This is a genomic window from Mesorhizobium sp. NZP2298, from assembly GCF_013170825.1.
GTDB lineage: Bacteria > Pseudomonadota > Alphaproteobacteria > Rhizobiales > Rhizobiaceae > Mesorhizobium.
On sequence record NZ_CP033365.1, the window covers coordinates 43,030 to 67,912 of the forward strand.

The following is a 24,883-nucleotide window of genomic DNA, read 5'->3' on the forward strand; positions in this document are numbered from 1 at the left end:
GCCAATTGAAACAATAGTTTAGAATTATTCTAAACTACGAATGTCAACTTTACGCCTCGACTGTACCGGCTTTACCGCCGAACTGTACGATTGACAGCCGTCATCCCGGGTGCGACCCGCAAACGCTCTCTTGCGGCGGCGCCAGACAATTGCCACTTGGCCAGACGCCCTAGGATCGAATCGGGATCGGAATGCGATGAAGAACGGTGTGGTCATTGTCGGTGCGGGTCATGCGGGCGTGCAGGCGGCCGCCAGTCTGCGCGAGGACGGCTATGACGGGCCGGTGATCCTCGTCGGCGACGAGAACGAGTTGCCTTACCACAAACCGCCGCTGTCGAAGACCTTCATCAAGGATGCCGAGGCCAAGCCGCAACCCTTGCGTGGCGAGGCCTTTTATACCGGCAACGCGATCGACTACCGGCCGGGCACCCGGATCGAGCGTATCGATGCCGGCCGCCGCAGCCTGGAGATATCAGGCGGCGGCGAACTTGCCTTTGACCATCTGATCCTGGCGACCGGGTCGCGCCCGCGCGTCCTGCCGCTGCCGGGCTCGGACCTGTCCGGCGTTTTGTCGTTGCGTTCGCTGGCCGACGCACGGCTGATCCGGGAGATCAGCGCAAGCAGCGAGGATGTCGTCATCCTTGGCGGCGGTTTTATCGGACTGGAGATCGCCGCGACGCTGCGCGCGGCCGGCCGCACGGTGACCGTGGTGGAAGCGGTCGACCGGCTGCTTGGCCGCGCGGTGGCGCCCGTGGTGGCCAGCCATGTCCGCCAGCGGCTGGAGGCGACCGGCGTACGCATCCTGACCGGCACCTCGATTTCAAGGCTCGAAGGCGAAAACGGCCATGTCGTGGCCGCGATCACCTCGTCAGGCGAAAGGCTGCCGGCGCGCATGGTCATCGTCGGCATCGGCGCAGTGCCAAATGTCGAGCTGGCGCAGGAAGCCGGCCTTGCCATCGCCAACGGCATCCGCGTCGACCACCAGATGCGCAGTTCGGTGCCGGAGATCCTGGCCGTCGGCGACGCCGCCTCCTACCGGCACTGGTTCACCGGCGGCGACGTACGGCTGGAATCGGTACAGAACGCCACCGACCAGGCGCGGCTCGCGGCCCGCACGATCACCGGTCACGCGGACGCCTATTCGGCGGTGCCATGGTTCTGGTCCGATATTGGCGACATGAAGCTGCAGATGGTCGGGTTGACCGCCGGCGGCGACAGCCATGTCGTGCTGGGCGACCTGCCCGACAACAAGTTTTCCATCTATCACTATGCCGGCGACCGGCTGCTCGGCATCGAATCCGTCAACCGCCCCGGCGACCACATGCTTGGCCGCAAGATGCTCGGTGCCGGCTTCTCGCCGACGCCGCAAACGGTCGCCATGGGTCCCGAGGGGCTCAAGGCGGCATTGGCCGCGTTTCAGCAGGACGAGCCGGCAAGGGCCGCGGGCTAGATGCCTCCCCTTGTGGGGAGGGTCGCTGCAAAGCAGCGGGGTGGGGTCAGCGCCAAGCCCCCCACCCGGACCTTCGGTCCGACCTCCCCACGAGGGGGAGGTAGAACGCTCAGGCAACGCAGACTTCGCGGATCGAGCTTTCCAGGATGTCGAGGGCTTCGTTCATGACCTCGTCCTGGATGGTGATAGGCGCCAGGAAGCGGATCACGTTGCCGTAGACGCCGCAGGTCAGCAGGATCAGGCCTTTGTCGAGTGCCTTCAGCCGGATGGCGTTGGCGATCTCCGCCGAGGGCAGGCCCTTCTTGACGTCGTTGAACTCGACCGCGTTCATGAAGCCGAGGCCCCTGATATCGACGATCTCGGGCACGTCGTCGCGAATCGACTGCAGGCGCTGCTTCAGCCGCGCGCCAAGCGTGTTGGCGCGGTCGCACAGCTTTTCGTCCTCGATCACGTCAAGCACGGCGTGAGCCGCGGCGACGCCGATCGGGCTGCCGCCATAGGTGCCGCCGAGGCCACCAGGGCCGGGCGCATCCATGATCTCGGCGCGGCCGGTGACCGCCGACAGCGGGAAGCCGCCGGCGAGACTCTTGGCCATGGTGGTGATGTCGGCAGCGACCTCATGATGATCCATCGCAAACATCTTGCCGGTACGGGCGAAGCCCGTCTGCACTTCGTCAGCGATCAGAAGCATGCCGTGCTGGTCGCAGAGCTTGCGCAGAGCGGTCAGGAGTTCACGGGGCGCGTCGTAGAAGCCGCCCTCACCCTGGACAGGCTCGATGATGATCGCGGCGACGCGGGCCGGATCGACGTCGGCCTTGAACAGCTTGTCGAGCGCGGCAAGCGAATCGGCGACCGAGACACCATGCAGCGCCACTGGGAACGGCACATGGTAGACGTCGCCCGGCATGGCGCCGAAACCGACCTTGTAGGGAACGACCTTGCCGGTCAGCGCCATGCCCATGAAGGTGCGGCCATGGAAGCCGCCGCCAAAGGCGATGACGGCCTGGCGGCCGGTGGCGTTGCGGGCGATCTTGATGGCATTTTCGACCGCCTCGGCGCCGGTGGTGACGAAAATGGTCTTCTTCTCGAACTTGCCGGGCAGCATGGCGTTCAGCCGCTCGGCCAGCCTGACATAGCTCTCATACGGCACGACCTGGTGGCAGGTGTGGGTGAAGCGGTCGAGCTGCGCCTTGACCGCCTCGATCACCCTGGGGTGGCGGTGGCCGGTGTTGACGACGGCGATGCCGGAGGAGAAGTCGATGTAGCGGCGGCCCTCGACATCCCAGATCTCCGAGTTTTCAGCCCGGTCGGCGTAGATTTGCGTGGTCATGCCGACGCCGCGCGAGATCGACTGGTTCTTGCGTTCGGAAATGGCTGAATTCTTCATGATATCCCTCATCGGGCCGGCGCCCATTCTCGTTGATCAGATGTCTTCTGACCTTATTTCATGTTTTCCTCAAGTCGGCACCACCGGATGGCGATTGGGCCTGCGACGAGCAGATCTCCGCCCTTAACCAGTCGGGCGATACAGGTACGAGAACGGTTTCCTTTTTCGGGGGATCGATTATCCTCCGGATATCGGCGAGGCATCGCTGTCAGCGAGCAGCCCGCGGCTGGGGGAGCCCATGAGCAGGAACGCGACATCGTCCGTCTCGCCGCCATCCGTCAAAACCTCCAGCCTCTTGTCTTTTCCCTCGGCAGTCTGCGTCTGCGCAGCCGCCCTGCTGCTGGCCAGTTGCCAGAAGCAGGAAGCGGCGGCCAGGAAACTGCCGGTCATGGTGCGCGCGGAAACGGTGGCGATGGCCGACTACGCACCGAGGACCTCGCTGACCGGGGTGATCGCGGCGCGCACGCTGAACAATCTGTCGTTTCGGGTCGGCGGCCGCGTCGCCGAGCGGTTTGTCGATGTCGGCCAGCATGTCGACCAGGGCGCGGTGCTGGCCCGCATCGATCCACAGGAACAGGAATCCGATCTGCGCTCCGCACAAGCCGATCTCGATGCGGCGCAGGCGCAGTTGACCCAGTCCGCCGCCGCCTTCCAGCGGCAGAAGACGCTGCTCGCCCAAGGCTTCACCACCAGGCGCGATTATGACGCCGCCGACCAGGCGATGAAGGTGGCACAAGGCAGCGTCGATGCCGCGCAGAGCGCATTCGCCAATGCCCAGCAAAACCTCTCCTTCACCGAGCTCAAGGCGGGCGCGCCCGGCGTCATCACCGCCCGCCAGGTCGAAACCGGCCAGGTGGTGCAAGCGGCGCAAGCCGTCTTCACCGTCGCCGAGGACGGAGACCGTGACGCCGTGTTCAACGTGCAGGAGACGCTGGTCGCCAGGACGCCGGCCTCGCCGGCGGTGACGATCACGCTGTTGGCTGATCCGCAGGTCCGGGCAACAGGCAAGGTGCGCGAAATCTCGCCGGTGGTAGACCAGGCCTCCGGTTCGATCCGGGTCAGGGTCGGCATTCCCGACACGCCGGCCGGCATGCCGCTAGGGGCGGCCGTGATCGGCTCGGTCAGCGCCAAGCCGGCGAAGGCGATCCTGTTGCCCTGGCAGGCACTGACGTCCAGTGCCGGCAGGCCGGCCGTCTGGATTGTCGACCCCGCGACCAAGGCAGTGTCGACGACGCCGATCGAGGTGCTGGCCTTCGATTCAGGCACGGTCGTCGTCGCCAGCGGTCTGAACGAAGGCCAGAGTGTCGTTACCGCGGGCGGGCAGTTACTCAGTCCCGGCCAGACGGTGGAGATATCGGGGGCGGGCCAATGAACCGGCTGCCACGAATTGTGCTCGGCCTGTTCGCGCTTGGCGCGCTCGCCGCCTGCTCGAAATCCGAAGAAAAGCCGCCGGAGATCATCCGGCCGGTGCTTTCGGTGGTGGTCGAGCCGCGCACGATCGAGACCTTCGGCTTCGCCGGCTCGGTCGAGCCGCAGGTCAGCGCCGACCTTGCCTTCCGTCTGCTTGGCCGGGTCGTCTCGCGCGACGTCAAGGTCGGCGACCTCGTCACCAAGGGCACGACGATCGCCGCGCTCGACCCGACCGCGCTGGAGCTGGCGGTGCAAGCGGCCAAGGCAGAGCTCTCCAATGCCGAGGCACAGTTCGCCAACGCCGCGGCGAGCGAGGAGCGCCAGCGCCAGCTGCTAGCCTCGGCCAACGCTTCGCAGGCCGTCTTCGATGCCGCGCAGCAGGCACGCGAGGCTGCGGAAGCCAGCGTCGAGCGAGCCAGGGCTTCGCTGGCCAAATCGCAGGAACAGCTTGGCTATGCCAGGCTGTTCTCCGACTTCGACGGCGTCGTCACCGCGGTCGGCGCCGAGGTCGGGCAGACGGTCTCGGCAGGCCAGACAGTCGTCACCGTGGCGCGCTCCGACCTGCGCGAAGCGGTGATCGACATTCCCGACCAGCTGATCGGCGATCTCACCGCCGGCACGCCGTTCCAGGTCATCCTGCAATCGCTGCCGACGATCCACACCGAGGCCAAGCTGCGCGAGATCGCGCCACAGGCGGAGGGGTCGACGCGCACCCGGCGCGTGCGGCTGACGCTCACCGATCCGCCGCAGGCCTTCAGGCTCGGCTCGACGATAACGGCGACCCGCGTGACCAAGGTGGCGCCAACGATCGAACTGCCGATGTCGGCGTTGTTCGAAAAGAACGGTTCCGACAAAGTCTGGATCGTCGACCCGCGGACGTCGAGCGTGAGCACGCGCGACATCAAGATCGCTTCCAGGAATGGCGGCACCTTCACGGTGGCCGAGGGACTTGAGGCCGGCATGCGCGTGGTCACCGCGGGCGTCCATAGCCTGAGCCAAGGCCAGAAGGTTAGAGTGCCGGAGGGCGGCGTCTGATGAAGGGCTTCAATCTCTCCGACTGGGCGCTCAGCCACCGCTCGATGGTCTGGTATTTCATGCTGGTCTTCGTGGTGGCCGGCATATTCTCCTACCTCAATCTCGGCCGCGAGGAAGACCCCAACTTCACCATCAAGACGATGATCATCCAGGCCAACTGGCCGGGCGCGTCGGTCAAGGAGACGGTGCAGCAGGTGACCGACCGCATCGAGAAGAAGCTCGAGGAGCTCGACAGCCTCGACTTCACCAGATCCGTCACCACCGCCGGCCAGACCGTCATCTTCGTCAACCTGAAGGACACCACCAGGGCGCGCGATGTCGTGCCGAACTGGCTTCAGGTGCGCAACATGGTCAACGATATCAAGGCGCAGTTTCCGCAAGGCGTGCAGGGGCCGTTCTTCAACGACCGCTTCGGCGATGTCTACGGCAACATCTATGCCTTCACATCGGACGGGCTGACGCCGCGCCAATTGCGCGACTATGTCGAGGACGTCCGCACAAGAATCCTGACCGTGCCCAATGCCGGCAAGGTCGACCTCGTCGGCGCGCAGGACGAGGCCATATACCTGGAATTCTCGACGCGCCAGATCGCGGCCCTTGGCCTCAACCAGCAGGCGATCGTCGCCAGCCTGCAGGCGCAGAACGCGATAACGCCGTCCGGCGTCATCCAGTCCGGACCGGAGCGCATCAGCGTGCGCGTGGACGGCCAGTTCACGTCCGAAGAGAGCCTGCGTGCCATCAATCTGCGCGTCAACGACCGCTTCTTCCGGCTGAGCGACGTGGCAACGATCACACGCGGCTATGTCGATCCGCCGACGGCACTGTTCCGTTTCAACGGCCAGGACGCCATCGCGCTCGCCATCGGCATGAAGCCCAACGCCAATCTGCTCGATTTCGGCGCGGCGCTGCACAGGGAGATGAACAAGGTGCTGGCCGACCTGCCGGTCGGCGTCGGCGTGCATCTGGTCGCCGACCAGCCGGTGATCGTCGAGGAGGCGGTCTCGGGCTTCACCCGCGCGCTGTTCGAGGCGGTGGCCATCGTGCTTGCTGTCTCATTCATCAGCCTTGGCATGCGCGCCGGCTTCGTCGTGGCGCTGTCGATCCCGCTGGTGCTGGCCATCACCTTCACGGTCATGGAGTATCTCGGCATTTCGCTGCAGCGCATTTCGCTTGGCGCACTGATCATCGCACTCGGGCTTCTGGTCGACGACGCCATGATCGCGGTCGAGATGATGGTGGCGCGGCTGGAGGTTGGCGACAACCTGCGCAAGGCGGCGACCTATGTCTACATCTCGACCGCCTTCCCGATGCTGACCGGCACGCTGGTGACGGTCGCCGGCTTCATCCCGATCGGCCTCAACTCAAGTGCCGCCGGCGAATACACCTTCACCCTGTTCGTCGTCATCGCCGTGTCGTTGCTGGTGTCATGGATCGTGGCGGTGCTGTTCGCGCCGCTGCTGGGGGTAACCATCCTGCCTGCGACGATGAAGACCAAGCATCACGACCAGCCTGGCCGATTCACTTCGCTGTTCCGGCGGGCGCTGGTGTTTTCGGTGCGCCGGCACTGGCTGACCATCATCGTCACGGTGCTGTTGTTCGCGGCCTCGATCGCCGGCTTCAGCCTCGTCCAGCAACAGTTCTTCCCGCCGTCCGACCGGCCGGAGCTGATCGTCGACTGGAACCTGCCACAGAACTCGTCGATCGCCGAGACGCGCGACCAGATGGAACGGTTCGAGCAGCGGGCGCTGGTCGGCAATCCCGACATCGACCATTTCAGTTCCTATATCGGCCAAGGCGCGGTGCGCTTCGTGCTGGCCTATGATGTGCAGCCGGCCAACCCCTATTTCGGCCAGACCGTGATCGTCACCAAGAGCCTCGAGGCGCGCAACCGGGTCAAGCCGGCGCTGGAAAGGCTGTTGCGCGAGGAATTTGTCGGCACCGACGCCTTCGTCAAACTGCTCGAACTCGGACCGCCTGTCGGCCGTCCGGTGCAGTATCGCGTCGGCGGACCAGACATCCAGACCGTGCGCGAGTTGGCGCAGCAATTCGCCGGCCTCATCTCGGCCAATCCGAAACTCGCAGCCCCCACCTTCGACTGGAACGAGCCGCAGCGCGTGCTGAGGGTCGACGTGCTGCAGGACAAGGCGCGCCAGCTCGGCATCACCTCCTCCGACATCGCCAGCGCGCTGAACAGCACGGTAGGCGGCGCCACCATCACCCAGGTGCGCGACGCCACCTATCTGATCAATGTCGTGGCGCGCTCACGCGATGCCGAACGCGGCTCGATCGGGACGCTGCAGAACATGCAGCTGCCGACCAGCACCGGCGAAGCCATCCCGCTCGCGGCGGTGGCCAATTTCAGTTACGACCTCGAGCAGCCGACAGTGTGGCGGCGTGACCGCATTCCGACGATCACCGTGCGCGCCGGCATGGTGGGCGACACGCTGCCGGCCACCGTGGTCAACGAGCTGAAGCCGTCGGTGGATGCCTTCATCGCCAAGCTGCCGCCGGGCTATTCGGTGGAAACCGCCGGCTCGGTCGAGGAAAGCGCCAAAAGCCAGGGGCCGATCGCGGCCGTGGTGCCGCTGATGCTGTTCATCATGGCGACCATCCTGATGGTACAGTTGCAGAGCTTCCAGCGCCTGTTCCTGGTCGTGGCGGTGGCGCCGCTCGGGCTGATCGGCGTGGTGGCCGCCCTGGTGCCGAGCGGCGCGCCGCTCGGCTTCGTCGCCATCCTCGGCGTGCTGGCGCTGATCGGCATCCTGATCCGCAACTCGGTCATCCTGATCGTCCAGATCGAGGATCTCGTCCGAGAGGGTAAGGACCGATGGACGGCCGTCATCGAGGCGACCGAACACCGCATGCGGCCGATCGCGCTGACGGCGGCCGCCGCCAGCCTGGCGCTGATCCCGATCGCGCGCGAAGTGTTCTGGGGACCGATGGCCTATGCGATGATGGGCGGCATCATCGCGGGGACGGCGATCACGCTGCTGTTTCTGCCGGCGCTTTATGTGACGTGGTTCAGGGTCAAGGAGCCCAAGCAAGGGGACGAACCATCCGTTCCGGAGAACGGCGAACTGGCGCAAGGTTCGACTTAAGACCCTGCTGTATCACTCGTTATCGTTGGACGGCACAGGGAGTGATTTGGCGCGCTGCCATGGCGACGATTTGGAACTGCGCCAGGCATGCCAACCTTTCGGCAAATCCGCCAATGCCAAGATGCTTTCATCCCGCCGAACCACCTCCTGCAGTCCGACGAGCATTATCTCGCGTTCGTTCCAATCTCGCGTGTCGCTGCTGTGGAATTGCCAACTGCCAGCTTCTTCGTTGTAGATGTCGTCGTCGGCTTCATGCACAACGTGTGCGATCCAGTCGTCAGATTTGAATATACTCTTGTCCGATAGCACCGCGACATTGGGTGGATCTGCAAACTTCCATTCCTCCATGGAATTCCCCGAAGACGGTTGGTCTGTGCACAGGAAGAACGAATTCAGGCGCTTCTCACAAACCCGTCGCTGGCTCGCAGCAGGTTGCGCGTATAGTCCTTTGAAACACGGCGCTCGACAAGGTCGCCCGCGCTCAGGTTCTCCACCGCCTCGCCGCTTTGCATCACCATCAGCCGCTCGCACATATGGGTGATGATGGCGAGGTCGTGGCTGACCATCAGGAAGGTCAGCTTGCGCCGCCGGCGGACCTCTTCTAGAAGGTTGAGCACTTCCGCCTGCACCGAGGCATCGAGCGCCGAGGTCGGCTCATCGAGCAGCAGGATCGACGGCTCGAGGATGAGCGCACGCGCGATCGCCACGCGCTGGCGCTGGCCGCCGGACAATTGGTGCGCGTAGCGGAAGCGAAAACCGTTGCCGAGGCCGACCTCGTCGAGCGCGCGTTCGATGCGCTTTTCGCCGTCGGCAAAGCCGTGGATGGCAAGCGGCTCCTGCAGCAGGCGGTCGACGGTCTGGCGCGGATGCAGCGAGCCATACGGATCCTGGAAGACCATCTGCACTTCGCGGTAAAAGGCCTTGTCGCGCCGCGCGCCGAGCGTCTTGCCATTGACGGTGATGCTGCCCGACGCGACCGGCGCAAGGTCGGCGATCGCCCTGAGCAGCGTTGATTTGCCGGAACCGCTCTCGCCGACCAGGCCGAACGATTCGCCCGGCTGCACGTCGAGGCTGACGCCCTTCAGCGCGCGAAAACGGTCGAAGATCACCTCCAGCCTGTCTACGGCAATCGCTGATGTCATGCCGCCCACTCCGGCTTGCGGTCGAGCACCGGCAGCGGGTGGCGGTCGGCGCCGATCTTGGGCATGCAGTTCAGCAGGCCGCGCGTGTAGGGATGCTGGGCTTGGCCGAGTTCCGAGGCCTTGAGCTGCTCGACCACCTTGCCGGCATACATGACGAGGACGCGGTCGCAGAAGGACGAGACCAGGCGCAGATCGTGCGAGATGAAGATCAGCCCCATGCCACGATCGCTGACCAATTTATCGAGGATGCCTAGCACGTCGAGCTGCACGGTGACGTCGAGCGCGGAGGTCGGCTCGTCGGCAATCATCATTTCCGGTCCGGCGATCAGCATCATGGCGATCATGGCGCGCTGGCCCATACCGCCGGACACTTCATGCGGATGCAGGTCGAAGACACGCTTGGGGTCGCGGATCTGCACCGCCTCCAGCATGGCCAGCGCCCGCTCGCGAGCCTCGGCCCTGGAAACCCTTTCGTGCGTGCGCAGCGTTTCGACGATCTGCCGGCCGATGCTCATCACCGGATCGAGCGAATATTTCGGATCCTGCAGGATCATGGCGATGCGGTTGCCCCGCAACGCCCGGCGTTGGCGCGGCGAGATGCCTAGCAGGTCGATGCCGTCGAAGGCCAATTTGTTGGCCGATATCCGGGCCTGCGGCGGCGTCAGTCCCATGATGGCGCGGCCAGTCTGCGACTTGCCCGAGCCGGACTCGCCGACGATGCCGAGCCGTTCGCGGCCAAGCGAGAAGGAGACGCCGCGCACCGCTTCGATCAACCCGGTGCGGGTTGGGAAAGTGACACGCAGATCCTCGACCTCAAGAAGCGCGCTCATTGGTCACCACTGCGGGGATCGAGCGCATCGCGCAGGCCGTCGCCGAGCAGGTTGAAGCCGAGGCTGACGATGAGGATGGCGAAGCCCGGGGCGCCGGCCACCCACCACTGGTCGAGGATGAAGCGGCGGCCGGACGCGATCATCGTGCCCCATTCGGGCAGCGGCGGCTGCGCGCCGAGACCGAGGAAGCCAAGGCCGGCGGCGGTCAGGATGATACCAGCCATGTCGAGCGTCACGCGGACGATCAGCGAGGAGATGCAGAGCGGCATGATGTGGCGCAGCACGATACGAGTGGGCGAGGCGCCCATCAATTGCACCGCCTTGATGTAATCGGAATTGCGCACCGTCAGCGTTTCGGCGCGCGCGATGCGGGCATAGGGCGGCCAGGAGGTGATGGCGATGGCAAGCACCGCGTTTTCGATGCCGGGGCCGAGCGCCGCCACGAAGGCCAGCGCCAGGACCAGCTTCGGGAAAGCGAGGAAGATGTCGGTGATGCGCATCAGGACGGCATCGGTCCAGCCGCCGGCGTAACCGGCGACGGTGCCGACCAGCAGACCGATGGGGGCCGCGATAATGGCGACCAGGATGACGACATAGAGCGTCCAGCGCGAACCGTAGAGGATGCGTGAAAGGATATCGCGGCCGAGGTCGTCGGTGCCGAACCAGTGCTGCTCGCTCGGCGCCAGCAGCCGCGCGTTCTTCAGATCGCCGAAGGTCGGCGAATAGGGCGCCAGCACGCCGGCAAGGGCGGCGATGACCAGCAGGGCGATGATGATCAGCAGGCCGACGAGCGCCAGCCGGTTGGCGGAAAAACGCCGCCACGCGACATAGGCGCGGCCAAGCCTTGCCTGCATGCGCGAGGCCGGCCGCTCGCTGAGCAGCCAGTCGCGCCGGCTCTGGATGGTGTCTGTACTCATCCAGTCTTCGTCCTCGGATCGAGTACACGGTAGAGAAGATCGGACAAGAGATTGATGCCGATGAACACCGAGCCGATGACGATGGTGCCGCCAAGCACGGCGTTCATATCGGCGTTCTGCAGCGAATTGGTGATGTAGAGGCCGATGCCCGGCCAGGAAAAGACGGTTTCCGTCAGCACCGAGCCTTCGAGCAGGCCGGCATAGGAGAGCGCGATCACCGTGACCATCGGTACGGCGGCGTTGCGCAGCGCGTGGCCCCAGATGATGCGGGTTTCCGACAGGCCCTTGGCACGCGCCGCGACAATGTATTCCTGGGCGAGTTCGTTGAGCATGAATGAGCGCGTCATGCGGCTGATATAGGCGAGCGAGAAATAGCCGAGCAGCGAGGCAGGCAGGATGATGTGCCGGAAGGCGTCCCGGAAGACATCCCACTGACCCTGCATCGCCGAATCGAGGAGGTAGAAACCGGTGATCGGGGTGAAGGTGTACTCGTAGACGACGTCGAGCCGTGCCGGAAAGGCCACCCATTGCAGCTTGGCGTAGAACAGTACCAAGCCCAGCAGGCCGAGCCAGAAGATCGGCACGGAATAGCCTATCAGCCCGATGACGCGCACGATTTGGTCGATGACGCTGCCGCGCCTGACCGCGGCCAGCACACCAAGCGGCACGCCGAACAGCGCACCGATCAGCGTCCCGAGCGTCGCCAGTTCCGTGGTTGCCGGAAGCGCGCGGCGGATGTCGGTCATGACCGGATTGGTGGTCAGCACCGAGGTGCCGAAATCGCCGTTCAGCGCGCCTTTCACATAGATGTAGAACTGCTCGATCAGCGGCAGGTCGAGGCCCATCTCGCGACGCGTGCGCTCGACGACATTGGCCGGCGCCCGGTCGCCGAGCACCGCCAGCACCGGATCGATCGGGATGACGCGGCCGATGAAGAAGGTCACCGCGAGAAGACCAAGATAGGTGGTTATCGCGATGACCAGGAAACGGCCGAGCGATGATGCAAGGGCGACGGCGCGGGCGCCACCGCGCCCGCTTTCGTTTTCAACCGCACTCATGCGGCGCGTCCGCGGGCCCTATTCCTTCGAGACCGGCCCGACGAAATTGGTGTCGAAGCTCGGGCCGAGCGCGAAGCCCTTGAGGTTCTTGCGCAGGCCGGCGACTTCCAACTGCTGATGGATGACGACGAAGGGGCTGGTGTCGAGGATCTTCTTCTCGAGGTCCTTGTACATGTCGGCGCGCTTGCCTGAGTCCTTCTCCAACAGGGCCGCTTCCGTCTCCTTGGTCAGGTCCGGAATATCCCAGGCATTGCGCCAGGCGAGCGTCTTGGTCTTGCCTTCATCCGAATTGTCCGGATTCGAGGCAAAGGTCTGGGCGTTGGAGTTCGGATCGAAATAGTCCTGGCCCCATTGGCCGATATAGATGTCGTGATTGCGAGCGCGATACTTGGTCAGCGTCTGCTTGCCGTCACCCGGGATGATCTCGAGCTTGATGCCGGCTTGTCCGAGCGTCTGCTGGATCGATTCCGCCATGCCGGTCGTCGGCTGACCGGTGCGCACGTCCATGGTTACGTTGAAGCCGTCGGGCAGGCCGGCCTTGGCCAGCAATTCCTTGGCCTTGGCGACGTCAAGCTTGAACGGGTTCTCGTCCAGTTCGCCAAGCACGCCCTTGGGCAGGAAGGTCTGGTGGATCTCGCCGATGCCCTTGAGGATGGTCGAACTCAGCGCGTCGTAGTCGACCAGATATTTGAAGGCCTGGCGCACTTCGGGCTTGGCGAGGTTCGGATTCTTCTGGTTCAGGCTGATGTAATAGACCGTGCCCTTCGGCGCGCTGGTCGAGGTGAGGTCGGCGTTCTTGGCGATGGCGTCGAGATCGTTCGGCTCGAGGTTGCGGGCGACGTCGATGTCGCCGGCTTCAAGCGCCAGGCGCTGGGCCGAGCTTTCCTTCATGTTGCGGTAGATGACACGGGCAAGCTTGGCTTTCTCGCCGTGATAATTATCGTTGCGCTCCATGACGACAGCTTCGTTGGCGCGCCATTCACGCAGCTTGTAGGCGCCGGAGCCGGCATAGCCGGTCTTCAGCCAGGCATTGCCGAAATCATTGTCCCATTTGTAGTCGGCGCTCGGCGTCACCGCCGCGACATGTTCCTTGACGAGCTTGGCATCGACCACCGAAGCGACGGTTGCCGAGAGACAGTTCAGCACGAAGCTCGGCGCATAGGCCTTGTCGACGGTGAACTGGAAGGTGGTGTCGTCGATTGCCTTGGCCTTCTCGGTGACGTTGTCGCCGCTGATGCCGAACTGGTCGATGATAAAGGCCGGGCTCTTGTCGAGCTTGACGGCGCGCTCGAACGAATAGGCGACATCGGCCGCGGTGATCGGGTTGCCGGAGGCGAATTTGAGGCCGGGCTTGAGCTTGAAGGTATAGGTCAGGCCGTCGTCGGAGACGGTCCAGCTTTCGGCGAGATCGCCCTTGACCTTGGAGGTGTCGCTGAGGTCGAGGCGGACCAGCAGGTCATAGGTGTTGCCGGTGACTTCGGCCGTCGACAGTTCGAACGCCTCGCCCGGATCCATGGAGATGATGTCGTCGATCGCAAAACCTTCGACCAGCGTGTCGGCGGGCGTGACCGCCCCAGCCGGGGCTCCGGCCAGAAGCAGTGCCGACATGGCCGCGCCCGCGAGCAAGATGCGGGATCGTAGAGCAAGCTTTTCCATCATCATGGTGATTGTTCCCTTTTTTGTTGTTGACCTGAGTTCCCGGCTCAGGATTAAGGTGTTCTTTTCAAGGCCTATGATGGCCCCTTATCCACTTACCGTCGTGGTTTTTGTCCATTTGGTCAACACCATATCCGGCGGCCTCGTGGCCGGCAACGAGCATTTACACGACGGCTCATTGAAGCAGGATGGCGGGTCGCGCGTCGACGCATAGGCCGGTCAATCGAGGCAACCGATCGAGAATAATCTGCTAATTTCGGCGTTATTTCAGTGCGGCGACCAGGCCCGCATCGGGAAAGCAGGTTGCGGCCTGGCCGTTCTTGGCCTGCCACTTGCCGATCGAGCGGCGGGTCTTGAAGCCGGGCAGGCCATCGGCGCTGCCGACATCATAGCCCTTGGCTTCCAGCGCCCGTTGCAGGGCGGCAATATCGGAACGGTGCAGATCGCCAACGGGGCCCCAACTGCCGGAAAAATCCTGATCACCATGCGCGATGCGGTCGGCGCCATGGCCAATGAACAGCGCGTAGAGGTCGCTGGTGTTGTATTCCTTCAGCACGTAGAAATTGGGGGTGGCGATGAAAGCCGGTCCGCTGCGGCCGGCCGGCATCAGCAGGAAGCCCTCGGCTTTCAACTCGCTCGCCGGAAACGGCTTGCCGCCGACGCGCTTGATGCCCATACCAGCCCACTCGGATATCTTCTTGCCCTGATCGGGACCTTCCAGCGAGCAGGAGACGCTCTCCGGCACGGTCACCTCGAACCCCCAGCCCCGTCCCCTCACCCAGCCATAATGGACGAGATAGTTGGCGATCGAGGCGAGCACATCGGGCGTCGAGTTCCAGATATCGACGCGGCCGTCGCCGTCGAAATCCACGGCATGCTTGAGAAAGGAGGTCGGCATGAATTGCGGCTGGCCGAGCGCACCGGCCCAGGACGATTTCATAGCGCCGACAGGGGCCAGCCCACGCTCGACGATTTCCAGTGCCGCCAAAAGCTCGGTGCGGAAGAAATCCTTCTTGGTGGACATGAACGCCTTGGTGCCCAGCACCTCGAAGGCGTCATAAGGCATCTTCGCCGCGCCGAAGCCGGTCTCGCGGCCCCAGATCGCCAGAACGATCTCGCCGGGCACGCCATAGCGCTTTTCGATCGCGGCAAGCGTCCTGGCGTTGGCCGCCTCGCGCGTGCGTCCACCCGACGTCACGGCGCGAACCGTCTTTTCGGCGAAATAGGCGCCGGGCGAGCCGAACTCGGCCTGATGCTGCTTCTGCGGCGTCTTCGGCTTCTCGCCAGGCATGACAAGGTCGGGCAGTTTCAGATTGGGTTTTATGCCGTCGAAGGCGGCATCGAATGTCTTCTTGGAAATGCCTTTCGCTTTGGCTTCGGGCCAGAGATCGTTCTGCAGCCACGCGCGGAACTGGTCGTCGATCTTGGCGGCCGAGACCGGGGTGACGAGGAAGACACCGAGAAGCATAGCGACAAGGGCGAAGGCGATCGTACGAAGGAATGCAGTCATTTCGGCAAACATCCCCGCCAATTGCGTCAAAACGCCGTCCGCGAGCGCAGCGCCGCGGCCAGCGTGCCCTCGTCGAGATAGTCGAGTTCACCGCCGACGGGCACGCCATGCGCCAGCCTTGTCACCTTGATGTCGAAGCCGGACAGCTGGTCGGTGAGGTAGTGCGCGGTGGTCTGGCCCTCGACCGTTGCGTTGACGGCGAGGATGATTTCCTTGACCTCGCCGCCGGCGACGCGGTCGATCAGCGAGCGGATGTTGAGCTGGTCAGGGCCGACGCCGTCGAGCGGCGACAGCGTGCCGCCGAGCACATGGTAGCGTACGTTCATTGCCGCCGCGCGTTCGAGCGCCCAGAGATCCGAGACGTCCTCGACGACGATGAGGGTGGCGGCATCGCGGCGCGGGTCGGTGCAGATCATGCAAGGATCCGACGTATCGACATTGCCGCAGGTGGAGCAGATGCGTACCTTGTCGGCAGCCTCGCCCATGGCGGCGGCGAGCGGCGACAGAAGCTGCTCCTTCTTCTTGATCAGATGCAACGCCGCGCGCCTGGCCGAACGAGGCCCGAGCCCCGGCACTTTGGCCAGCAGCTGGATCAGGCGTTCGATCTCGGGACCGGCGATTCGCTTGGACATCGCTCTGATCTAGGATTTTTCAGAGCGCTTTGAAACATCCCGTGTCAGCGTATGGTCTGCCATGCCGCCACGAGAAGCCGTGACGATGCGAATCAGTTGACCTCGAGCGGTCGACTCTGGCTGGCGATCATCGCACCGATGGCATCGGTGTTCTCCGGCGTCGACTGGAACCCCATCGCCGCCTCTTGCGGCTCACCCTGAACCGAACTGATGACCCTCGTGTTCAAGGTTCCGCCGAAACGGGCGGCATCCGGTTCTTCCATCGGCTCCTGCATCGCGACCATCGTCTGCTTCACGGTCACACGCGCCGACTTCGCCGTGGCCACCGGGGTCGCGGTCACATAGGTCTCTTGAACCGGGGAGGTCCTGGTTTTGGGCTGCCGGGCCGGTTCCGCGGCGGCGGTCATATAGACCTGCTGCGCCGGAGCGACGCGGGACGTTTTGGCCGGGCGCGCCGGCTCGGCCGAGGCAACCATCGTCACCGGCGCGGCCGGCTTCACGATTTCGGATCCAGCCGAGGCAACCGCCACGGTCGGCTCGTCGGGCAGCGGCTGCCAGTTGCGGCCGCGCTTCTCGTAGAAGGCATTGCCACCGGCGACCATGGTGTAATGCATGTTCTTGTAGGGGAAGCGCAGGCCCGCCGTGTGGAAATACATGGTGTTCTTGAGCTTGGCCTTGCGCTCGCCCTTGAGCACGGCGTTGGCCGCTTCCTCGACATCGGGCATTGCGCGCGAATTCATCGGCCTGGTCATGACGCCCGGCGCGAATTGGCCGGGCTCACCCACCACTTCGCAGATGGTGTTGCCATGCTGGCCGGAGCGCAGGCGGTTCATCACCACGGTGCCGACAGCGATCATGCCGTCGCGGCTCGACCTGTTGGATTCGAAGAACATTGCCCTTTCCAGGCATTCCCTGTCCTTCGGCGTGTGGCTGTAAGGCCGCGAGCTCAGGAAACTCGGCGTGATGGCATCGGTCAGACTGGCGACGGACATGCCATGCGACGTCGTTTGGCTACAGGCAGCCAGGAACAGGGGAGACGTGATGACGCCGAGCAACAGCGGCGCCTTCCATCGCGTGACGATCAACAGGTTACCCTCTCACTTCGATGCCCGCCCCCAGGCTGCGGCAAGAATGAGACACTTTCGGGCAAAATGATGGCCAAAACGTTATTAACAAGGCACTGTTGCCGAAAAGGCACAATTTCGAGGCTTTCCAGATAGATCGAGCCATCATTTGACAAAAGCGATGACCGCTATCCCTTCGTTTCGCCGCAATTGTCGAGGGAAAACCGCGGCACGCTTTTCCGGGGAATCGCTACCGCCCCGCCGCAATCGCGGTCGGCCGACCAGGCTCAAGCTCCTCGACTTTCTCCGAAAACAGGCCGCGCCTGAGGAACAACGACCGCGCGTTCCTGGCCGTCGGCGCGATCTTTCCCGGCCAGTCGCTATCGATGAATTCGGCCTTGGTGAAATCGGGATTCGTCTCGGAAGCCGCCTCGAGGAATTCGGCGATTTCCAGCACGATCGCACGCTCCTCCTTCGAAAGCGCCGATGTGCCGGCCTCGATCGACGGCCGGTGCACGAAATCCTCGAACAAATGGAAATAGCCCTTGATGCCGACGATATCGACGCCGTCATCGCAATCCGCGAGGATTTCCAGGATCTCATAGATCCTGTTGCGGATACGCTGCTCGATCAGTCTTTCGGACGGCTCTTCGGTCATGGGCGCATCGCCGCTGGGCTCAACTTTCGTGCATGCCGTTGCCCCAAAACCGCCGCACGGTTTTGGGTGTCATGCATCAGAACGGCAGTTTCATTCCCGGCGGGATCGGCAGGCCGGCGGTCAGTGCCTTGGTCTTTTCCTGCATGATCTGCTCGACCTTGGCCTTGGCGTCATTGTGGGCGGCAAGAATCAGGTCCTCGAGGATCTCGACATCGTCCTCCTTGAACAGAGACGGGTCGATCTTCAGCGACTTCATCTCGAATTTTCCGGTCAGCGTCACGTTGACCAACCCGCCGCCAGCCTGGCCGGATGCTTCCAGCGTGGCGATCTCGTCCTGCATGGCCTGGAATTTGGCCTGCATTTCCTTCGCCTTGCCCATCAGGCCGAGAAGATCTTTCATGGTCCGATCCTTGTCTTGGTTTATCAGGTCTCGTCGTCATCCGCCGGCGGCTCGACCGGCACTTCCGCCTCGGTCTCGTCTGCCTCCGGCGCATCGGGAATGCGCACGTCGATGATCTTGGCGCCGGGAAAACGCGCAAGTATGGCGGCCACGGCCGGATCGCTCTTGGCATCGAGGAAGGCATTTTCGCGCTTCGTCGATTCCATTTCAGCCAGCGTCTGGCCGCCCTCTTCCTTGGATAGGGAGACAAGCCAGTTGCGGCCGGTCCAGGCGCGCAGTTTCGTTGTCAGATCGTTGAGCAGCAGCTTGGGCGCATCTTCGGTCAGGCTGACGTCGATGCGACCGGGTTCGATGCGCACGGGACGGATGCAGCGCTTGACCAGCACCTTGAAGGCGATGTCGCGTTGTGCGTCGGCGAGGGCAACGATATCGGCCAGCGACCTGACCGGCACCTGCTGCGGCTCGGACACCGGCGCGGGCGGCGCGACGAAGGTGACCGGCGCCGGCGTGGCCTCGACCAGCCGCATGGTCTGCGCGCCACCGGACCCGGATGGCAGACGCGTCTGCGCCACCGCGCTGGCACCACCGCCATTTCCGTTGCCGGAACCCGCAGGCGCGCCATTCGGACGCGATGCACCATTTTGTGCCGATCCGGCGCCCTCAAGCGACCGCAACGCTTCATCCAGCGTCGGCAGGTCGGCGGCATGGGCCAGCCGGATCAGCACCATCTCGGCGGCACTCACGGGCCGATTGGAGGACTGCACTTCGGGAATGCCCTTGAGCAGCATCTGCCAGGTCCGCGACAGCACCCTGACCGACAGCGCCCTGGCGAAATCGGCGCCGCGCTCGCGCTCGTCCTGCGACAGCGAAGCATCATCCATGGCGGTCGGCACGAAACGCAGCCGGGTGACAAGGTGGTTGAACTCGGCAAGATCGGTCAACACGGCGGCCGGATCTGCGCCGGTGTCGTATTGAGCGCGGAATTCGGCGAGTGCCGCCGCCACATCGCCCTTCATCACATGTTCGAACAGATCGACGATGCGGGCGCGGTCGGCCAGGCCCAGCATGGCCCGCACGGCCTCGGCGCTGACGGAGCCAGCGCCGTGCGCAATCGCCTGGTCGAGAATGGAGAGCGAATCGCGAGCGGAGCCTTCGGCCGCGCGCGCAATCATCGCCAGCGCGTCGTCGTCGACCGAAATGCCTTCCTGGCCGGCGATCGAGGAAAGATGCGCGACCAGCGATCCCGCATCGATGCGTCTCAGGTCAAAACGCTGGCAGCGCGACAGGACGGTGATCGGCACTTTGCGGATTTCGGTGGTGGCGAAAATGAATTTGACGTGCGGCGGCGGCTCTTCCAGCGTTTTCAGCAGGCCGTTGAAGGCCTGCGTCGACAGCATGTGCACTTCGTCGATGATGTAGACCTTGTAGCGCGCCGAGACCGGCGCATAGCGCACACGCTCGATGATGTCCCTGATGTCGTCGATGCCGGTGTGCGAGGCGGCGTCCATCTCGATGACGTCGACATGGCGTCCTTCCATGATCGCCTGGCAATGCTCGCCGAGCACGGCAAGGTCGACCGAAGGCTGGTCCACGGTCGCGGTCTTGTAATTCAGTGCCCGCGCCAGGATGCGCGCCGTCGTGGTCTTGCCGACACCCCGAACGCCGGTCAGCATCCAGGCTTGGGCAATGCGGCCGGTGGCAAAGGCGTTGGTGAGGGTGCGCACCATCGGCTCCTGGCCGACCAGCTCGGAAAAATTCGACGGACGGTATTTGCGCGCCAGCACGCGATAGGCAGCGGCCTTTCCATTCTCCGGGCCTTTTGGCTCCAGGCTTTTTGGCCCCGAATTTCCGGCTTCGCTCATTCGCCCGTTAAGCTCCAAAAGGCCGCGCCCAAAGGCGCCGATTCCTGCGCATAGTCTCGCCCGCGCTGCAATGCGTCGTCAATGTCGCGAGGAGGGCCGATGAGGTGGGAGGCTGGAACAATGACCCGTTCCGGGCTCGTTAGGGCTGCTTCCTTCCGGACCTGACCCGGTTGGCGAGTGGATCGTCCACCACCAACCTCCCGCTGTCCATATCGGCAATTGCGCGATGAAATGCAAGTGCGCAGGCGATTTGGCGCACCAAACCGTGAGAGGAACAATGATTCGCTTGCAGCCCCAGTGCCGCCGCTCTAGCGTCATCAGTTCGAGGAAACCAAGAAAAGCAAGGGAAACGCCGATGCTGCCGGGCCTGAAGGCCGGATTCATGCTGGATGCCCGGTTGGAGGCGGACAGCGAGCAGTTGATGTGGCTTGGGCTGTGCGAATTGCGGGTAATGAACGATCGCCGCTGGCCATGGCTGCTTTTGGTACCGCAGCGGCCGGGCGCGGAGGAAATCCACGACATGACGCCGCTCGACCAGGCCATGCTGACCTTCGAGACCAACATGGTGGCGCAGGCGCTCAAGAAAGTCAGCGGTTGCACCAAGATCAACACGGGCGCGCTCGGCAACATCGTGCGCCAATTGCATATCCATATCATCGCCCGGTCCGAAGGCGATCCCGGCTGGCCCGGCCCGGTGTGGGGGCACGGCCTGCGCGAGCCCTATGAGCGCTCCGACCTGCGCCGGTTTGCCGAAACGATAAGGGCGGCGCTATAAGCTCCCCTGTGTTCATTCCAAAACATGTCCATCCCAAAGAACCAGAGTCCGCATGAGCTTCAGCCTGTTTGACGCGCCCCTGCGCGAGCCGAGCCAGTTTGTCGGCTTTGCCGGCAACACCATCGACCGGCAATCCGAGAACCGCGCCGACGATTCGGTCGACAAGACGCTGGCCGATCCAACGACGCGGCTGCTGTTGATGAATGGCGGCCGGCTCTATCTGAAGTTGGGAAATGGCAGCGGCCTTGATCCCTGGTTCGGCGTCTCCGAGAGCCAGCCTTTCAAGCCTTCTTTCGACCAAAGCGTCCTGCTCGGCTTTTCCGACCAAGGACCGGTGCTTGCGGTGCCGGTGGGCGTTGACGCCGAACAGCTGCCGGAGACAGTCAAGGCGATCGACTACCGGTCGGTCTACATGCAAGGGCTGATCGACGAAGCGGCCGCCGGCGCGATGGCGCAAGGGGCCGCCCTGCTCGCCTGGCACGCCAGCCACCGTTTCTGCAGCAAGTGCGGCACCCAATCGCAGATGCGGGCCGGCGGCTACAAGCGCCATTGCCCGAATTGCGGCACCGAGCATTTTCCACGCACCGACCCGGTGGCGATCATGCTGACGGCGACGCGGGAGAAATGCCTGCTTGGGCGCGGCCGGCACTTCGCGCCGGGCATGTATTCGGCGCTCGCCGGCTTCATCGAGCCGGGAGAGACGATCGAGGCGGCGGTGCGCCGCGAGACGCTGGAGGAGGCCGGCATCCGGCTCGGCCGCGTCGTCTACCACGCCAGCCAGCCTTGGCCGTTCCCCTACTCACTGATGATCGGCTGCTTCGGCGAGCCGCTCAATGAGGACATCCAGGCCGACCTCAACGAGCTGGAGGACTGTCGCTGGTTTGGCCGAGACGAGGTGCGCCTGATGCTGGCCAGGGAGCATGCCGATAATCTGGTCACGCCGCCGAAAGGGGCGATCGCGCATCACCTCATACGCGCCTGGGTCGACAGCGAATAGCCGATATTGAAAGTCATTGCAGGAGAGACAAATGATCCGCCACACCGTCGTCTTCACGCTGAAGCACGCGCCGCATTCGCTGGAGGAAAAGCGATTCCTCGTCGATGCCAGGAAAATCCTCACCGCGATCCGGGGCGTCACGCATTTCGAGCAATTGCGGCAGATCAGCCCCAAGAACGACTATCGGTTCGGCTTCTCGATGGAGTTCGCCGACCAGGCCGCCTACACCAGATACAACGACCATCCCGACCATGTCGCCTTCGTGCGTGACCGCTGGGTGCCGGAGGTCGAGAAATTTCTCGAGATCGACTATGTGCCGCTGGGCGCGGTGATCTAGAGTTCACCGTTCACGGAAACGGCGGCCCGCTCCAACTCTTTGTTTTGACGCATTCCCAAAGGAAAGTGCTAAGCACTTCTCCTGGAATTGCCCTAGTCCGCCACCTTCCATTGCTCGCGCGACTGGCTGGCCGGATAGACGCCCAGGATGCGCACCTCACGGGAGAAGAAGCGAAGCTCGTCCAGCGCCAGCTTGACCAGCGGATCGTCGGGATGGCCCTCGATGTCGGCGTAGAAAAGCGTCGCAGTGAAAGCGCCGAGCTGGTAACTCTCCAGCTTGGTCATGTTGATGCCGTTGGTGGCAAAGCCGCCCATCGCCTTGTAGAGCGCGGCCGGCACGTTACGGACGCGGAAGATGAAGGTCGTCATCATCTTGGTGTCGGCCGTCGGCCGTTCGGCCCATTGCTTGCTCTTGGTCAGGACGACGAAGCGGGTGACGTTGGAATCGGTGTCCTCGACGTTCTCCTCGATGATGTCGAGCCCATAGAGCGTCGCGGCCAGTGCCGGCGACAGGGCGGCCATCGTGCGGTCCTTGACCTCGGAGATCATCTTGGCGGCACCCGCAGTATCGCCGGCCACGACCGCCTTCCAGCCGTTCTTGCGGATGTATTTGCGGCACTGGCCAAGCGCATGGATGTGGCTGTGCACGGTCTTGATTTCGTCGCGGCTGACGCCGGGCAGCACCATCAACTGGAAATGGATCGGCAGGAAATACTCGCCGACGATGTGCATCCTCGATTCCGGCAAGAGATGGTGGATGTCGGCGACGCGTCCGGCGATGGTGTTCTCGATCGGGATCATGGCGAGATCGGCCTTGCCGGTCTCGACCGCGTTGAACGCATCCTCGAAGGTCGGGCACGGCAACGGCTCCATCGAGGGATAGACGTTGCGGCAGGCGGTATCGGAATTGGCACCCGGCTCGCCCTGGAAGGATATTCTGTTGGTTTTTTCAGGCATGGCGAAGGAATTTCTCAGTTTGAAAGGATGGTTCGGGCGCGCTCAAGGTCTTGCGGCGTGTCGACGCCTAGCGGCAGCGACCGGACGATCTCGGCATCGATGCGCATGCCGGCTTCCAGCGCCCGCAGCTGCTCCAGCCGCTCGCGGCGTTCCAGCGGCGACGGCTTCAGCGCGACGAAGCGCTCGAGTGCCGCGCGGCGATAGGCGTAGAGGCCGACATGGTGATAGAGCGGCCCCTCGCCCCAAGGTGCTGTGGCGCGGGTGAAATAGAGCGCCCTCAGCCTGGTGGCAGACAGCGGCGAGCCCACGATCTTGACGACATTGGAATTGGTCTTTTCCTCCTCGCGGACGATCTCGACACCGAGTGTGGCGATATCCACCGCCCCGTCCTCGAATGGCCTGAGCGAGGCGGCGATGACGCCGGGATCGATGGTCGGCAGGTCGCCCTGCACATTGACGATCGTTTCGACCTTTTGTCCAGGATCGAGCGCGACCAGCGCCTCGTGGATGCGATCGGAGCCGGATTCGTGGTCGATGCGCGTCATTACCGCCTCGAACCCATGCGCGCGCACCGCTTCGGCCACGCCTTGCGTGTCGGTCGCCACCACCACCCGGCCGAGGCCGGCTTCGGCCGCACGGCGGGCGACATGGACGATCATCGGCACGCCGGCGATGTCGGCCAGGGGTTTGCCCGGCAGGCGGGTGGAGGCCATGCGGGCCGGTATCAGGATCAAGGTGGACATCGCTATGACAAGGCGTTCGAAAAGAGGAGGGGAAAAGTGGCAAAAGGTCTCACTGGCAGCGTCCTTATAGGTGTTGCAACGCCCGAGCAAAAGACCTAGTTTCCGCCCGATTTGACCGGCTCTGGAGGGCAGGTCTCGATACCGACGGACGGAGTGGACGGTTCGGTCCGCCGGAAAAGGGAGCAAGGGGCGTATGGATTCCAACGAAGTCAATAAACTGCTCGCCGGATTGCTCGGAACCGTTTTCGTCGTTTTCTCGGTCGGCCTGGTATCGGACGCACTGTTTGCCTCGCCGCCCCCGGAAAAGCCCGGCTTCGCCATTGAGGCGGCTGAGCCCGCCGAAGGCGGCCCGGCCGCGCCGGCTGCCGCCGCCAAGCCGATCGCCGACCTGCTGCAGACCGCCAATGTCGAGGCGGGCGCTGCCGTCTTCAAGAAGTGCCAGGCCTGCCATTCCGGCGAAAAGGGCGGCCCCAACAAGGTCGGCCCCGATCTGTGGGATCTCGTCGACCGTCCCGTCGCCGAACATGCAGGCTTCGCCTATTCGGCCGGCATGAAGGAATTCTCCAAGGGCGGCACCGAGAAGTGGACCTACGACAATATCAACCACTTCATCACCTCGCCGAAGAAATTCGTGAAGGGCACCGCCATGGGCTTCGCCGGCCTGCCCAAGGACGAGGACCGCGCCAACGTCATCGCCTATCTGCGCACGCTGTCGGACAATCCCAAGCCGCTGCCGGCACCTGGCGCCGCCGCGGACGCCAGCGCGCCCGCCAAGCCGGCCGATGCGGCCGCCCCGGCGAAGCCGGCTGAGGGCGCCGCACCGGCCAAGCCTGCGGCTCCAGCGCCGGCACCCGCCCAGTGAACAATTTGTAATCTCCACGATCTTGAAAAAGCCGGGTTCAACCCGGCTTTTTTGTTGGGAAGATCCAGGGTGCGGCGACAAAGCCGGTGCATTACTGTTTTCAC

24 protein-coding genes and 1 other RNA gene are annotated in these 24,883 nt (G+C 63.9%); 9 read left to right on the forward strand and 16 right to left on the reverse strand.

Going from position 1 to position 24,883, the window contains the following annotated elements:
• Window positions 1-196 precede the first annotated feature (196 nt).
• Window positions 197-1,450, forward strand: a complete 1,254-nt coding sequence (locus EB231_RS00215; protein WP_172347081.1) for an NAD(P)/FAD-dependent oxidoreductase — start codon at window positions 197-199, stop codon at window positions 1,448-1,450.
• 109 nt (window positions 1,451-1,559) lie between these two features.
• Here EB231_RS00215 and EB231_RS00220 read toward each other — a convergent pair whose 3' ends face one another.
• The gene (locus tag EB231_RS00220) at window positions 1,560-2,837 is read right to left on the reverse strand and encodes a 4-aminobutyrate--2-oxoglutarate transaminase (RefSeq protein ID WP_172347082.1); all 1,278 of its coding nucleotides are present in this window, start codon (window positions 2,835-2,837) and stop codon (window positions 1,560-1,562) included.
• A 238-nt stretch (window positions 2,838-3,075) separates the two neighbouring features.
• On the opposite strand from EB231_RS00220, the gene EB231_RS00225 reads away from it, so the two are divergent.
• Genes EB231_RS00225 through EB231_RS00235 form a run of 3 tightly spaced genes read left to right on the forward strand, consistent with a single transcriptional unit; the run spans window position 3,076 to window position 8,380 of the window.
• On the forward strand, window positions 3,076-4,209 hold the full coding sequence (locus tag EB231_RS00225) for an efflux RND transporter periplasmic adaptor subunit (protein WP_172347083.1): 1,134 nt from the start codon (window positions 3,076-3,078) through the stop codon (window positions 4,207-4,209).
• Window positions 4,206-5,282 carry an efflux RND transporter periplasmic adaptor subunit gene (locus EB231_RS00230; protein ID WP_172347084.1) on the forward strand — a complete coding sequence of 359 codons (1,077 nt, stop codon included), beginning with the start codon at window positions 4,206-4,208 and terminating at the stop codon, window positions 5,280-5,282. The genes EB231_RS00225 and EB231_RS00230 overlap by 4 nt, the downstream gene beginning before the upstream one ends.
• The gene (locus EB231_RS00235) at window positions 5,282-8,380 is read left to right on the forward strand and encodes an efflux RND transporter permease subunit (RefSeq protein ID WP_281411428.1); all 3,099 of its coding nucleotides are present in this window, start codon (window positions 5,282-5,284) and stop codon (window positions 8,378-8,380) included. The genes EB231_RS00230 and EB231_RS00235 overlap by 1 nt, the downstream gene beginning before the upstream one ends.
• Window positions 8,381-8,392: 12 nt before the next feature.
• On the opposite strand, the gene EB231_RS00240 is transcribed toward EB231_RS00235, so the two are convergent.
• From EB231_RS00240 to EB231_RS00265, 6 genes are read right to left on the reverse strand one after another with little or no spacing between them, the layout of a single operon-like run.
• Window positions 8,393-8,728, reverse strand: a complete 336-nt coding sequence (locus EB231_RS00240; protein WP_172347085.1) for a hypothetical protein — start codon at window positions 8,726-8,728, stop codon at window positions 8,393-8,395.
• 44 nt (window positions 8,729-8,772) lie between these two features.
• Window positions 8,773-9,522 (reverse strand): ABC transporter ATP-binding protein, encoded by a 750-nt coding sequence (locus EB231_RS00245; RefSeq protein WP_172347086.1) that lies wholly within the window; start codon window positions 9,520-9,522, stop codon window positions 8,773-8,775.
• The gene (locus tag EB231_RS00250; RefSeq protein WP_172347087.1) at window positions 9,519-10,352 is read right to left on the reverse strand and encodes an ABC transporter ATP-binding protein; all 834 of its coding nucleotides are present in this window, start codon (window positions 10,350-10,352) and stop codon (window positions 9,519-9,521) included. The genes EB231_RS00245 and EB231_RS00250 overlap by 4 nt, the downstream gene beginning before the upstream one ends.
• Window positions 10,349-11,269, reverse strand: coding sequence for a nickel transporter permease (gene nikC / locus EB231_RS00255; RefSeq protein ID WP_172347088.1), 921 nt, complete (start codon window positions 11,267-11,269; stop codon window positions 10,349-10,351). The genes EB231_RS00250 and nikC overlap by 4 nt, the downstream gene beginning before the upstream one ends.
• On the reverse strand, window positions 11,266-12,327 hold the full coding sequence (locus EB231_RS00260) for an ABC transporter permease (protein WP_172347089.1): 1,062 nt from the start codon (window positions 12,325-12,327) through the stop codon (window positions 11,266-11,268). Before EB231_RS00260 ends, nikC begins: the two co-directional genes overlap by 4 nt.
• Window positions 12,328-12,345: 18 nt before the next feature.
• Entirely contained in the window at window positions 12,346-13,989 is a 1,644-nt protein-coding gene (locus EB231_RS00265) for an ABC transporter substrate-binding protein (protein WP_172347090.1), read from the reverse strand.
• Between EB231_RS00265 and EB231_RS00270 the strand changes: the two genes are divergently transcribed.
• Window positions 13,934-14,197, forward strand: a complete 264-nt coding sequence (locus tag EB231_RS00270) for a hypothetical protein (RefSeq protein WP_172347033.1) — start codon at window positions 13,934-13,936, stop codon at window positions 14,195-14,197. The genes EB231_RS00265 and EB231_RS00270 overlap by 56 nt on opposite strands.
• A 48-nt stretch (window positions 14,198-14,245) precedes the next feature.
• On the opposite strand, the gene EB231_RS00275 is transcribed toward EB231_RS00270, so the two are convergent.
• The 7 genes from EB231_RS00275 to ffs form a co-directional block, all read right to left on the reverse strand.
• Window positions 14,246-15,451, reverse strand: a complete 1,206-nt coding sequence (locus tag EB231_RS00275) for a lytic murein transglycosylase (protein ID WP_246741057.1) — start codon at window positions 15,449-15,451, stop codon at window positions 14,246-14,248.
• A gap of 68 nt (window positions 15,452-15,519) precedes the next feature.
• Window positions 15,520-16,125, reverse strand: a complete 606-nt coding sequence (gene recR / locus EB231_RS00280) for a recombination mediator RecR (RefSeq protein WP_056569846.1) — start codon at window positions 16,123-16,125, stop codon at window positions 15,520-15,522.
• 92 nt (window positions 16,126-16,217) lie between these two features.
• Complete coding sequence (locus tag EB231_RS00285) at window positions 16,218-17,210, reverse strand: cell wall hydrolase (protein WP_172347092.1); 993 nt, start codon at window positions 17,208-17,210, stop codon at window positions 16,218-16,220.
• Window positions 17,211-17,439: 229 nt separating this feature from the next.
• Window positions 17,440-17,847, reverse strand: coding sequence for a hypothetical protein (locus tag EB231_RS00290; RefSeq protein ID WP_172347093.1), 408 nt, complete (start codon window positions 17,845-17,847; stop codon window positions 17,440-17,442).
• Between the two features lie 76 nt (window positions 17,848-17,923).
• Window positions 17,924-18,247 (reverse strand): YbaB/EbfC family nucleoid-associated protein, encoded by a 324-nt coding sequence (locus EB231_RS00295; RefSeq protein ID WP_172347094.1) that lies wholly within the window; start codon window positions 18,245-18,247, stop codon window positions 17,924-17,926.
• Between the two features lie 23 nt (window positions 18,248-18,270).
• Window positions 18,271-20,109 (reverse strand): DNA polymerase III subunit gamma/tau, encoded by a 1,839-nt coding sequence (locus EB231_RS00300; RefSeq protein ID WP_172347095.1) that lies wholly within the window; start codon window positions 20,107-20,109, stop codon window positions 18,271-18,273.
• Window positions 20,110-20,213: 104 nt separating this feature from the next.
• Window positions 20,214-20,310: signal recognition particle sRNA small type (gene ffs, locus EB231_RS00305), an RNA gene on the reverse strand.
• Between the two features lie 154 nt (window positions 20,311-20,464).
• Here ffs and EB231_RS00310 point away from each other — a divergent pair.
• The 3 genes from EB231_RS00310 to EB231_RS00320 are packed head-to-tail and all read left to right on the forward strand — an operon-like array spanning window position 20,465 to window position 22,218.
• Window positions 20,465-20,884: an HIT domain-containing protein gene (locus EB231_RS00310; protein ID WP_056569830.1), complete on the forward strand. Its 420-nt coding sequence runs from the start codon at window positions 20,465-20,467 to the stop codon at window positions 20,882-20,884.
• A 52-nt stretch (window positions 20,885-20,936) separates the two neighbouring features.
• Window positions 20,937-21,881, forward strand: coding sequence for an NAD(+) diphosphatase (nudC, locus tag EB231_RS00315; protein ID WP_172347096.1), 945 nt, complete (start codon window positions 20,937-20,939; stop codon window positions 21,879-21,881).
• 31 nt (window positions 21,882-21,912) lie between these two features.
• The gene (locus EB231_RS00320; RefSeq protein ID WP_172347097.1) at window positions 21,913-22,218 is read left to right on the forward strand and encodes a Dabb family protein; all 306 of its coding nucleotides are present in this window, start codon (window positions 21,913-21,915) and stop codon (window positions 22,216-22,218) included.
• A gap of 92 nt (window positions 22,219-22,310) precedes the next feature.
• Here EB231_RS00320 and EB231_RS00325 read toward each other — a convergent pair whose 3' ends face one another.
• Window positions 22,311-23,174 (reverse strand): prephenate dehydratase, encoded by an 864-nt coding sequence (locus tag EB231_RS00325; protein WP_172347098.1) that lies wholly within the window; start codon window positions 23,172-23,174, stop codon window positions 22,311-22,313.
• A 14-nt stretch (window positions 23,175-23,188) separates the two neighbouring features.
• Complete coding sequence (locus tag EB231_RS00330) at window positions 23,189-23,917, reverse strand: 3-deoxy-manno-octulosonate cytidylyltransferase (RefSeq protein ID WP_172347099.1); 729 nt, start codon at window positions 23,915-23,917, stop codon at window positions 23,189-23,191.
• Between the two features lie 193 nt (window positions 23,918-24,110).
• Here EB231_RS00330 and EB231_RS00335 point away from each other — a divergent pair, with 193 nt between their 5' ends.
• Complete coding sequence (locus EB231_RS00335; RefSeq protein WP_172347100.1) at window positions 24,111-24,779, forward strand: c-type cytochrome; 669 nt, start codon at window positions 24,111-24,113, stop codon at window positions 24,777-24,779.
• Window positions 24,780-24,883 lie beyond the last annotated feature (104 nt).

Excerpts from the sequence above, each read along its gene's own strand:
- EB231_RS00215 (WP_172347081.1), top strand. The coding sequence starts at position 197 with ATGAAGAACGGTGTGGTCATTGTCGGTGCGGGTCATGCGGGCGTGCAG.
- EB231_RS00220 (WP_172347082.1), bottom strand. The coding sequence starts at position 2,837 with ATGAAGAATTCAGCCATTTCCGAACGCAAGAACCAGTCGATCTCGCGC.
- EB231_RS00225 (WP_172347083.1), top strand. The coding sequence starts at position 3,076 with ATGAGCAGGAACGCGACATCGTCCGTCTCGCCGCCATCCGTCAAAACC.
- EB231_RS00230 (WP_172347084.1), top strand. The coding sequence starts at position 4,206 with ATGAACCGGCTGCCACGAATTGTGCTCGGCCTGTTCGCGCTTGGCGCG.
- EB231_RS00235 (WP_281411428.1), top strand. The coding sequence starts at position 5,282 with ATGAAGGGCTTCAATCTCTCCGACTGGGCGCTCAGCCACCGCTCGATG.
- EB231_RS00240 (WP_172347085.1), bottom strand. The coding sequence starts at position 8,728 with ATGGAGGAATGGAAGTTTGCAGATCCACCCAATGTCGCGGTGCTATCG.
- EB231_RS00245 (WP_172347086.1), bottom strand. The coding sequence starts at position 9,522 with ATGACATCAGCGATTGCCGTAGACAGGCTGGAGGTGATCTTCGACCGT.
- EB231_RS00250 (WP_172347087.1), bottom strand. The coding sequence starts at position 10,352 with ATGAGCGCGCTTCTTGAGGTCGAGGATCTGCGTGTCACTTTCCCAACC.
- nikC (WP_172347088.1), bottom strand. The coding sequence starts at position 11,269 with ATGAGTACAGACACCATCCAGAGCCGGCGCGACTGGCTGCTCAGCGAG.
- EB231_RS00260 (WP_172347089.1), bottom strand. The coding sequence starts at position 12,327 with ATGAGTGCGGTTGAAAACGAAAGCGGGCGCGGTGGCGCCCGCGCCGTC.
- EB231_RS00270 (WP_172347033.1), top strand. The coding sequence starts at position 13,934 with ATGGCCGCGCCCGCGAGCAAGATGCGGGATCGTAGAGCAAGCTTTTCC.
- EB231_RS00265 (WP_172347090.1), bottom strand. The coding sequence starts at position 13,989 with ATGATGATGGAAAAGCTTGCTCTACGATCCCGCATCTTGCTCGCGGGC.
- EB231_RS00275 (WP_246741057.1), bottom strand. The coding sequence starts at position 15,451 with ATGCTTCTCGGTGTCTTCCTCGTCACCCCGGTCTCGGCCGCCAAGATC.
- recR (WP_056569846.1), bottom strand. The coding sequence starts at position 16,125 with ATGTCCAAGCGAATCGCCGGTCCCGAGATCGAACGCCTGATCCAGCTG.
- EB231_RS00290 (WP_172347093.1), bottom strand. The coding sequence starts at position 17,847 with ATGACCGAAGAGCCGTCCGAAAGACTGATCGAGCAGCGTATCCGCAAC.
- EB231_RS00295 (WP_172347094.1), bottom strand. The coding sequence starts at position 18,247 with ATGAAAGATCTTCTCGGCCTGATGGGCAAGGCGAAGGAAATGCAGGCC.
- EB231_RS00300 (WP_172347095.1), bottom strand. The coding sequence starts at position 20,109 with ATGAGCGAAGCCGGAAATTCGGGGCCAAAAAGCCTGGAGCCAAAAGGC.
- EB231_RS00310 (WP_056569830.1), top strand. The coding sequence starts at position 20,465 with ATGCTGCCGGGCCTGAAGGCCGGATTCATGCTGGATGCCCGGTTGGAG.
- nudC (WP_172347096.1), top strand. The coding sequence starts at position 20,937 with ATGAGCTTCAGCCTGTTTGACGCGCCCCTGCGCGAGCCGAGCCAGTTT.
- EB231_RS00320 (WP_172347097.1), top strand. The coding sequence starts at position 21,913 with ATGATCCGCCACACCGTCGTCTTCACGCTGAAGCACGCGCCGCATTCG.
- EB231_RS00325 (WP_172347098.1), bottom strand. The coding sequence starts at position 23,174 with ATGCCTGAAAAAACCAACAGAATATCCTTCCAGGGCGAGCCGGGTGCC.
- EB231_RS00330 (WP_172347099.1), bottom strand. The coding sequence starts at position 23,917 with ATGTCCACCTTGATCCTGATACCGGCCCGCATGGCCTCCACCCGCCTG.
- EB231_RS00335 (WP_172347100.1), top strand. The coding sequence starts at position 24,111 with ATGGATTCCAACGAAGTCAATAAACTGCTCGCCGGATTGCTCGGAACC.